Source organism: Spiroplasma sp. ald, assembly GCF_044714355.1.
GTDB lineage: Bacteria > Bacillota_I > Bacilli_A > Mycoplasmatales > Mycoplasmataceae > Spiroplasma > Spiroplasma phoeniceum.
The window spans coordinates 1-9,921 of record NZ_RXFY01000035.1 but is presented as its reverse complement, the minus strand read 5'-3'; the positions used below and the strand labels follow the sequence as shown (position 1 = coordinate 9,921).

Genomic DNA, 9,921 nt, shown 5'->3' with positions numbered 1-9,921 from the left:
AAATTATTCAACAAAATTTAGAAAATTGTGATGAATGAATTTTTAAAAATTATAAAATTGATGAAACTTTAAAAAAATTTAAAGATTATAAAGTAAAAGATAAAATTGAAAGAACATTGGTAATTTTAAATTGAAAAATAACTTTTAAAAGAAGAAGATATTATAAAATTAATTCAGAAACAGGTAAAGAAGAATATATTTTTCCTTTGGATAAAATTTTAGGAATTGAAAAATGACAAAGAATAGATAATACTGTTAAAGAAAAAATATTATCATTTATTACTGAGAACAAAAGATATAAAGATATTTTAGATACTATGGAACATGTAAAAATTAGTTTAATGACAATATCTAATATTATGAAAAGTGCCAAAACTGATGAAGAATATTACATTAATAAAACTAATAAAAATATAGATATTCCACATACTTTATATATTCAAATGGATGGTACTTATTTGAAAATGTTAGATGCAACAAAAAAAAAAAAAAAAAACATACGATAGCATGTACTGTACATACTGGGTATGATGAAGAAAAATATACTGTAAAAAGACCTGTAATTGCAAATAAATTAGGTGTTTTTGAAATGGATAATATTCCAGATTATCTTAAAAAAGAAGCGAATTTAAAACCAGTTCTTATAAAATTATTTTCTTTAATTGAAACTCATTACAACATGACACCCAATATTGAAATTATGATTTTAGGTGATGGTGCATTATGAATTAAAAATACTAAAAATTTTATGCATCAATATTTTCCTAAAAATAAAATTCACTATACAATAGATAAATTTCATCTTACAAGTAGATTTAAAAAACTATATCCATATCAAAATAAAAATAAGGAAAATAGAGAAGCATATCATAAGGCCGTTGATAATTTTTATAATGGTAAATATGAAGAATTATTACAGCGTTTAGAAGATAGTAAATCTTTTATAAGTGATTCTAAATTAGATTTTTTGAATAAAACTATTAGATTAATTAAAAATAATGAAGAAGGTGTCAGAAATCAAACACTATGAAATAATATTGGTTGTGATATTGAAGGTGATATTTCTCATTATTGAAAAGGCACGATGATTAAAAAAGCAATTTATAGCGAAAAAACTATTAGAAATAAATTAAATGCTAGTATGATGAGATTAAAAAATAAAATTGATTTATTTAATAGTAATGAACAATTGTTAGAAGAAAATAAATTTAATTATTCAGTTAATAATTTTATAAATAATAATTTACAAAAAAATTTATATTTTTATTAGTTTTATCTAAGAAATTAAATAACTTTAATAAAAATGTATTTTTGTTGTGGAAAAATTTAAAAAAATAGAAAAATATATTGACAATAAAATTAAAAGTAATACAATCTAAATAAGTAAGTAGTATATTATTCCACAATTTCTAAGATATTAATTTAAGACCCCAAAATAATTTATACGGCCACAAAAGTTAATTATTATGAACATTATTATGCAATTTGTCGTTATGCGATTGAAACACGCAGGTATGATCCAGAACAAGTTAATCCTGGTGAGAATTTGGAAGCATTAGCAAAATTACCAGTGTTATATGTCTTGAATAAGAAAGATCATGCAACACCATATATAATGGGGTGGGTAGCTTACCAGAATAAGCGTAAGTATGAAAAACAAAAAATTAGTCGTCGAATTGTTTTTGATTGTGATCATGTTCGCGGAATATATCATAATTCAACGGAATATTTAATAGCAATAATAAATTTTATTACAACTGCAAAAAGAAAATAGTGATAAATAACTTTATTTATCACTATTTTCTTTTTTTATTTTGATTTTTATTAAAAACACGGTACATACCATTGTTAAGACTATGCAAACTAATGTGAAAAATAGTAAAAACAATAATAAAAATAAAAGCAATAAAACATGCTGCTTGTACTCTTGATAATCCTGAAATAATTGGATTATCAATGTCTAAAAATGGATAAGGATATGTTCAAGTAATATTGTCATCTCGTTTTCAAGCTGCTGCCCGCACAATAACATACATTAAATAAAAAGATGAATAACTTAAACTAATTCATCAATCTTTTTGTAAAAAGTCTTTTTTTCAACTAAGACGATGATCACCAAATGACAAGAAGGTATAACCAAAAAAGAGAATTGGCATAATAAAATGAGTAACAACAGTACAACTAATTTGTGCTTTACTATATTCAGAAATTGTTACTTCTCCGTTTTTATAACCAATAATAATTCCAATTCAAAAAATAAAAAACATTAATAAATTTCAGTTTAAAATACTTAATTTAGCATTAGTTGAAAAAAATCAACTTTTTTGTTCACGATGATGATTAAAAATTGCTAATATTAACCAAGTAATAGTTATGATATTAACTTGAACAGAATAAAAACTTAATAAGATGTCATAATTTTGCAAACTAGTAAGTTTTGTTCCTTTTACATATCAAAATTCTTTAAAAATATCCATGTAAAATCCATAAGTTAAAAATCCAAAAGCTAAACTGGCAATTATTACTTTATAATATCAGAGATAATCTTTGTATCAAATCCGATAATTTCAACGTTTCATAGTCCCTCCTTGGTATATTTTACATACTATCACATAAAAATTGTTTTTTTAATTACATCTAATCCTTTTTTCAGTTCTTTTTAAAAATAATTTTGTTTATTAATAAAATTATTCCTTTTTATAAAATGCTTTGTTATAATGCTAGTAAGTTAGAAAAAGGTGAGATAATGGCAAATAAAATTAAAGTTGAAAGAATGCAATCTTTGATTACCCGTGATTTAACAATTATTATGCAACGAGAAATTCGTGATGAAATTTTAAATACTATATGAATTCATGCTGTCAAATTATCAAATGATTTGAGTCATGCAAAGGTTTATTATTCATCATTATTAAATAAATCAGAGGCAGAACTTCACAATGTTGTTCAGAATTATAAAAATGAAATTCGAAGTAAATTAGCGCATAAATTAGAAATTTATCGTTGTCCGGGTTTAGAATTTGTTTTTGATCATTCATTAGATAATGCGAATAATATTGAAGCAATCTTGCAAAATTTAAAATAAGAAACCTTATCAAAGTACAAAGCATGTTTCTTTTAACTAAAATATTGGTGATATAAAAGTTAAAAGAAACATTTTTATATTTCTTGATTTAATTGATAAAGATATAAGATGTTTTCTAATAATGCGGCAATTGTCATTGGTCCAACTCCGCCAGGAACAGGGGTAATCATTTTTACTTTTGATAAAACATTATTAAAGTCAACATCACCACATAAGTTATTATTTTCATCACGATTAATTCCAACATCAACCACAATAGCATTTTCTTTAATCATCTCTGCTGTAACAAATTTAGCTTTCCCCACGGCAGAAATTAAAATATCAGCTTGTTTTGTAAAAACAGATAAATTTTTTGTTTGTGAATGGCAAACTGTTACAGTTGCTGAGGCATTTATTAAAAGATTAGCAAGGGGTTTACCAACAATGTTACTACGGCCAATAATTACAACATGCTGTCCTGCTAATTGAATTTGGTAGTGTTTTAAAAGGGCGATAATTCCTTTTGGCGTCCCTGGCAATAAGTTATAATGTCCAAGCATTAAATTGCGTAATATTTCTGGAGTAAACCCATCAACATCTTTTTTAGTTGTTATTGTGTTAATAATTTTTTCACTATTGATATGCCCTTGTAATGGAAGTTGAACAAGAATTGCATCAATATTAGAATTATTATTTAAGTCATTAATAATTTTTATTAAAGCTGATTCGGCAATACTATCTGGATAATTTAATACATTACAAGTAATACCAACTTTTTCACAAGCAATTTTTTTATTTTTAATATAAGTAGTACTAGCTTTATTATTACCAATTTGAATAATTGTTAAGGCAGGTACACGTTGCTTTTTTGCCTTAATTTTTAAAATTTGTTTAGTTATTTTTACTTTGATTAATTCACTAACCATTTTCCCATCAATTATTTTTGTTTTATCCATTAAATTTTCGCTCTTTTCTATGCTAAAATACCTGTATATAAATTATTATATAAATTATTGTATCTGAAAGAGTTAAATAATTAAATACAAAATCTTAGCATTTTTAAAATAGCATCGTGTTTAAAAATTATTGACACTCCCTAAGAAATAGGACATTATTAATTAAAAGGAGTAAAAGAAAATGGAAAAAATTATCACAATTGGAACAAAAATTAATTTAAAAGATGATGACTTAATTAAATATGGTGATTATATGGCAAAAGTAAAAGCCTTTAATTTTATTAATTTACCTAAAAAAGCAAAGTTTATTTTAGTGACAGCAATTAATCCAACCAAAGCAGGAGAGGGAAAAACAACTTGTTCAATTGGTATTGCTGATATGTTGAATCATTTAGGATATCAAACAACTTTAGCATTACGAGAACCATCGTTAGGACCAGTGTTTGGATTAAAAGGTTCAGCAACCGGTGGCGGCGAATGCATTATGGAACCAGAAAATGAAATTAATTTACATTATACTGGTGATTTTCATGCAATTACAACAGCAAATAATATGGTCAGTGCTATGATTGATAACCTTCTTTATTGAGGAAATCCACTGCAAATTGATCCTAAACAAATTGTTTGACAACGTTGTTTAGATGTTAATGATCGTGCTTTACGAAATATTGAAATAAAAATTAATGATAAATTACATCGTTCAGAACATTTCCAAATTACTGCTGCTAGCGAAATTATGGCAATTTTAGGTTTAAGTAAAGATTTTGATGATTTACGTCGTCGTTTAGACCAAGCAATAGTTGCTTATAATTTGAATAATGAACCAGTTTACCTACACGAATTAAAAATTACGGGTTCATTATTAGCCTTATTAAAAAACGCTTTATTGCCAAATTTAGCACAAACAAAATATGGTACACCATTATTAATACATTGTGGGCCATTTGCAAATATTTCCCATGGGACAAATTCTTTAATTGCAACAAATTTAGCATTAAAATTAAGTGATTATGTTGTTAGTGAAGTTGGATTTGGGAGTGACTTAGGGTTTGAAAAATTTAATGATATTATTAATTTAAACGAGGAATATACACCAGATTGTACCGTGTTAGTAGCAACAATTAGAGCATTAAAATTACATGGTGGTGCTATTGAAACAACATTAGCAACAGCTGATCTAGGTAGTTTGAAAAAAAATTAGAGCATTTACAACATCATGTTAAAATTATTCAAAATTACCATTTAAATTTTGTTGTTTGTTTAAATCAATTTGCAACTGACACTCCTGAAGAAATTGCTGTCGTGACTGAATGGTTAAAAGAACAAAAAATTCCATTTGGAATTAATAATACATATCATTTCGGAATTAAAGATAATCCAACTTTGGTTAAAACTATTCTTAAAGAAATTGAAAAACCACAACAATATCAATTATTATTTAATCCATCAACAACATCGCTTACTGAAAAAATTAAAATAATTTGTACAAAAATTTATCAAACAACAAAAATTGTTTTTAGTCCCTTGGCACAAACAAAGATTGATTTTTATCAACAAAATACAAAATATCAACATTGACCAGTTTGTATGGTTAAAAATCATCAAACAATTTTTGGCAATAAAAATCCTTATGATGATCAAATTATTATTCGTGACTTAAAAATTAATTCAGGAGCAGAATATTTTATTGCTTATTTAGCAGATATTATTAGGATGCCGGGTTTAAATAAAATTCCTAATGCTGTTAGCATTGATGTTGTGAATGATGAGATTATAAATATTAAATAATTTTTGTTATAATATTTTTAAGTAGAAAATAGGGGCGAACTTAATGCAGAAAAAAGCAAAGTTTTTAGAATTAAATAGTATTGTTAGTAAACAACTTAATTTAGCAACTAATATTCGAAAAAAAATGCAGGAAATTTTTAGAATTTATAAAAATAGTTTTCAAAAATTAGGTTATCAAACAATTGCTCTTGGTGAATATGGTTTTAAAACATTAACAAAATATGACAAGTTAGAGTTAGAATTAGCCATTATTAAGTATCATCCTAAAAATAAAATAGGCTTACGTGAACAAATGTTTCAAGTTGTTTTAAATGAAATGCGCAAAAATATTAGCAAAGGAACAGTTATCAAGGATAGTCAAAATGATGGTTATTTAGAATATCAAGTTAACGATGAAATTAATTTTATTGTAAGAATTATTCCTTTTTGTTATAAAAAAAATTCAGAGGGAGAATTAACATATATTTTTTGACGAAATGGAATTGAAAAAAATGATAATGTTATTCAAGTTGTCCACGGTTTTAATAAAGCTAATAAGATTTCTAATAATTTATTACGAACATTAATAAAACTGATTAAGTATGTTTTGAAAGATGATTTTCCATATTATTATATTTTATATACCTTAACTTTACGATGGTTTTATGAATATTTTACAAAAAGATATGATAATTATTTACAAAAAATTGATATGAGTAAGCGGATTGAAAAACAAGATTTAATGAAGTATCGTAATATTAATTTTCAAAAAAATTGATTTTTAAATAATATTGATGGTGAAGAATTAATTTTTTATATTTTAGAACGGTTTTGAAAAACAGAAACATATTATTTTCGTGAATTTGAATTTATTGAAGAAGAAATTTTTGAATCAATTTCACGCTATAGTTGATATACCAATAATTGCTTTTTAACACCATATGATTATTATGTGGATTTTAAAATTTATAATATTAAAGAATTTAATGATTTAAATTATGTTCAATCAGAGTTTAAAAATACTAATTTTTCGCGAATTCAGTATGATTACTGCCGTAATCATGATTTAGGAATTTATGTTACACCAGTTAAAATTTCAGGGGTAGTTGGTTTTATTGATTACGCAATTAATTTTAAACAAAAAGCAACAGGTCTATTTAAAAAACTGGATCCGGCAAAACGAAAAGATGCCATAAGTGTTAATCAACGAGAGATTATGGAGGAACTAAATTTAATTGCACATAAATGATTAACAACTTATCGTAAAAAATTGACATATATTAAGGTTTATTTTGATAAAAAATATCCAATTATTTCATCATCAAATTATTATATGCGATTGCAAGCTATTATGACTTCTGTTTATAACTTAAAAAATGATGATTATGTTATTGGTAATGATAATTAAAGGATAAAAACTATGAATTAGAACTTTTCCTAGTTAAGTTTTTAATTAAAAATAATAAATATACGGTATAATGTTATTAAATGAGAAAGATACTTGATTGAAACTATTTATAAGGATTTAAAAACTATTTATTATGTGGGGTGAAAAAGTGTCAACTTTAGGAGGGAACAATTGTAGCCAATTTTATGATAATGTTATTCGTGAATTATCAATGATTGTGAATAATGAAAAAATTATATCACATAATAATCCTGTCTTAGCATTAGAAATAAAATTGTATTATGTTATGAAAAGTTCAAAATATAATTCAACACAAAAAGATGAAATTTTAAAACGAATGATTATTGAATGAACAAAAGCCTTAGAATATAAGGCAACCGAGTTAATTAAAGAATATGCACAGGTTTATCAAAAAATTTATCAAAAACCATTAGATTTACAATATGCCTATATCTCAATATTAAAAAAGGTAAAATATTTTGCCCAAGAACGTTATGGTGAACGATTAAATATTATTCGTAACTTTTATTGCCGTTATTTAGAGCAACAACAATGCCAAGAATTAGTAGAAGGAATTATTGCCGAATCGCAACAAAGAATGCAGGCTGTTTTTTTGCAAAGAAAACAACAAGGTAATAATTAAAAATCGATATATTAACATAAATATATCGATTTTTAATTATATAATTATAACAATGAGTGAGGTGTTAAGATGGCAAAAATTATTTTAGTTATTACGGGAAGCATTGCTGCTCATAAGGGTCTTCATTTATATGAAGCATTGAAGAAAGAACATGATGTTGAATTGCTTTTAACACAAGATGCTTTAAAATTTTTAAAGGATTGACCAACAACAGCAAAAAACGAAATTTTTATGAAACAATATTATGATAAAAAAGACTTATCAGAACATATTACAGTTGCTGAGCAAGTTGATTTATTTGTTGTTTACCCAGCAACACAAAACTTTATTGCTCAGATTGCTCATGGTTTTACAAATACGTTAGCGAGTTTAGTATATAGTGCTACGCAAAGTTATAAAATGATTTTTCCTGCAATGAATAGTAAGATGTATTTATCACCAGCTAATTTACGGAATTTAGCACAATTAATAGTAGATGGGAATCAAATTTATGAACCTCGTTCAGGGATGCTTGCTTGCAATATGGTTGGGATTGGTCGTGCCTGAGAATGAGAAGATGTTTTAAAGGAAATAAAGCAATTTTTAGTTTGAAAAAACTTGTGAAAAGATAAAAAAGTTATGCTTAATTTTGGGCGAACAAAAACATATTTAGATGATATTCGTTATTTGACAAATAATTCGAGCGGGAAAATGGGAAATGCATTGCATACTGTATTAACATGAACAAACTGTTCCTTAACAACAATTGTTGGTGATTGTGATTTTCCAATTTATTATGAGCATGTTAAAGCAAACACAAACAATGAAATGTTAATAGCAATGTTAAAAACGTATAAAGAACAAGACATTATTATTGCGTGCGCTGCTTTAAATGATTATCAAGTTGCGGTTCCTATTAAAGGAAAAATTAGCAAGCGAAAAAATCCTCAACTTGCTGTATCATTACTTCCTAATGTTGATGTCTTATCTGAATTAGGTAAGTTAAAACAGCACCAAATTTTAGTTGGTTTTAGTGCTCAAAATAATTTTGATTTAGATTATGCTCGTCAAAAGTTAATTGACAAAAATTTAGATTTAATTATTATCAATCAAATTAATGTTATGGGTACTGATCAAAATGAAATTATTTTATTAACAAAAAAAGGGCATCAACAAATTCCTAGTCAAAACAAAATTATTATTGCAAAAGAAATTTTAGCAGCAATTAGTGAATTAATAAAGGAGCGAACACAGTAATGAAATTATTAGTTGATATTGGTAATACAGCAATTAAATTTGCAATTCTTAATTCTCAAAAAAAGATTATTGTTTTTTTAACAATGTCTAGTCGCGAATTAGTTGCTGAAAAGAATTTTCGGCAAAAAATAATAACTGGTTTAAGTACAATAAAATTAGTTTTAACAGATCTTACATTATTAGCTTTATCTTCTGTTCGGCCAATGTGAGATGATTTATTTTACCAATTAGCTGCAGATTTAAAAATTCCTTTTTATCAAGTTAAAAAAAATTTGTTTACTGAGCGATTAAAAACAGACATTCCTAATCTTCGCAATCTGGGTGCTGATTTAATTGTTGGTTCATATGCAACATTAGTTTTATTTCCTAAACAAGATGTTATTTTAGTTAATATGGGAACAGCAACAACAATTTCATTACTAAAACAAGGAATTCTCTTAGGAACAATTATTATGCCGGGTTTAGAAACAGCAGCAGAAGCTTTATTTGAACGGGCACAATTATTACAAAAATTTGATTTTTCTTATGACAATGCGACTTTAGGAAAAAATACTAAACAAGCAATCAATATTGGATTAGTCAATGGTCATTTATTAGCAATTACTGCTTTTGTTAACCAACTTGCAACTGAAGCAATAAAACCACAAGTAATTTTAACAGGAGGTAATGCTGTTTACATTAAAAAATTAGTTACTTACCATTATGATAAAGATTTACTTTTTAAAGGATTAGTTGCCATTTTACAAGATAATAAATTAATAGACTTCTTGCATAACCTATTAAAATAATTGTAAATATTTTTAAAAAGATACTAATAGCAAATTATAATTTTAATTAATTATGTCTT

10 protein-coding genes and 1 pseudogene are annotated in these 9,921 nt (G+C 25.4%); 9 read left to right on the top strand and 2 right to left on the bottom strand.

Annotation, left to right across the window (positions count from 1 at the left end; genetic code table 4):
* The 3 genes from EHU54_RS02750 to EHU54_RS02740 all read left to right on the top strand — a co-directional run.
* The coding region (locus tag EHU54_RS02750; RefSeq protein WP_400248812.1) for a UPF0236 family transposase-like protein at positions 1-506 on the top strand (506 nt) is incomplete at its 5' end.
* A gap of 83 nt (positions 507-589) precedes the next feature.
* On the top strand, positions 590-1,270 hold the full coding sequence (locus tag EHU54_RS02745; RefSeq protein WP_400248811.1) for a UPF0236 family transposase-like protein: 681 nt from the start codon (positions 590-592) through the stop codon (positions 1,268-1,270).
* A gap of 276 nt (positions 1,271-1,546) precedes the next feature.
* On the top strand, positions 1,547-1,774 hold the full coding sequence (locus EHU54_RS02740) for a hypothetical protein (protein ID WP_400248810.1): 228 nt from the start codon (positions 1,547-1,549) through the stop codon (positions 1,772-1,774).
* 22 nt (positions 1,775-1,796) lie between these two features.
* Here the strand turns inward: EHU54_RS02740 and EHU54_RS02735 are convergent, their stop codons facing one another.
* The gene (locus EHU54_RS02735; RefSeq protein WP_400248809.1) at positions 1,797-2,579 is read right to left on the bottom strand and encodes a hypothetical protein; all 783 of its coding nucleotides are present in this window, start codon (positions 2,577-2,579) and stop codon (positions 1,797-1,799) included.
* A 125-nt stretch (positions 2,580-2,704) separates the two neighbouring features.
* Here EHU54_RS02735 and rbfA point away from each other — a divergent pair, with 125 nt between their 5' ends.
* Entirely contained in the window at positions 2,705-3,085 is a 381-nt protein-coding gene (gene rbfA, locus EHU54_RS02730; RefSeq protein ID WP_400248808.1) for a 30S ribosome-binding factor RbfA, read from the top strand.
* A gap of 74 nt (positions 3,086-3,159) precedes the next feature.
* Here rbfA and EHU54_RS02725 read toward each other — a convergent pair whose 3' ends face one another.
* Positions 3,160-4,020, bottom strand: coding sequence for a bifunctional 5,10-methylenetetrahydrofolate dehydrogenase/5,10-methenyltetrahydrofolate cyclohydrolase (locus EHU54_RS02725; protein ID WP_400248807.1), 861 nt, complete (start codon positions 4,018-4,020; stop codon positions 3,160-3,162).
* 181 nt (positions 4,021-4,201) lie between these two features.
* On the opposite strand from EHU54_RS02725, the pseudogene EHU54_RS02720 reads away from it, so the two are divergent.
* The 5 genes and pseudogenes from EHU54_RS02720 to EHU54_RS02700 all read left to right on the top strand — a co-directional run bounded on the left by EHU54_RS02720 (position 4,202) and on the right by EHU54_RS02700 (position 9,862).
* Positions 4,202-5,808: pseudogene (locus tag EHU54_RS02720) on the top strand (formate--tetrahydrofolate ligase).
* A 43-nt stretch (positions 5,809-5,851) separates the two neighbouring features.
* Positions 5,852-7,195 (top strand): hypothetical protein, encoded by a 1,344-nt coding sequence (locus EHU54_RS02715; RefSeq protein WP_400248806.1) that lies wholly within the window; start codon positions 5,852-5,854, stop codon positions 7,193-7,195.
* A 148-nt stretch (positions 7,196-7,343) separates the two neighbouring features.
* Positions 7,344-7,838: a hypothetical protein gene (locus EHU54_RS02710; protein ID WP_400248805.1), complete on the top strand. Its 495-nt coding sequence runs from the start codon at positions 7,344-7,346 to the stop codon at positions 7,836-7,838.
* Positions 7,839-7,907: 69 nt separating this feature from the next.
* On the top strand, positions 7,908-9,074 hold the full coding sequence (coaBC, locus tag EHU54_RS02705; RefSeq protein WP_400248804.1) for a bifunctional phosphopantothenoylcysteine decarboxylase/phosphopantothenate--cysteine ligase CoaBC: 1,167 nt from the start codon (positions 7,908-7,910) through the stop codon (positions 9,072-9,074).
* Complete coding sequence (locus EHU54_RS02700) at positions 9,074-9,862, top strand: type III pantothenate kinase (protein ID WP_400248803.1); 789 nt, start codon at positions 9,074-9,076, stop codon at positions 9,860-9,862. The genes coaBC and EHU54_RS02700 overlap by 1 nt, the downstream gene beginning before the upstream one ends.
* The last annotated feature ends 59 nt before the right edge of the window (positions 9,863-9,921 follow it).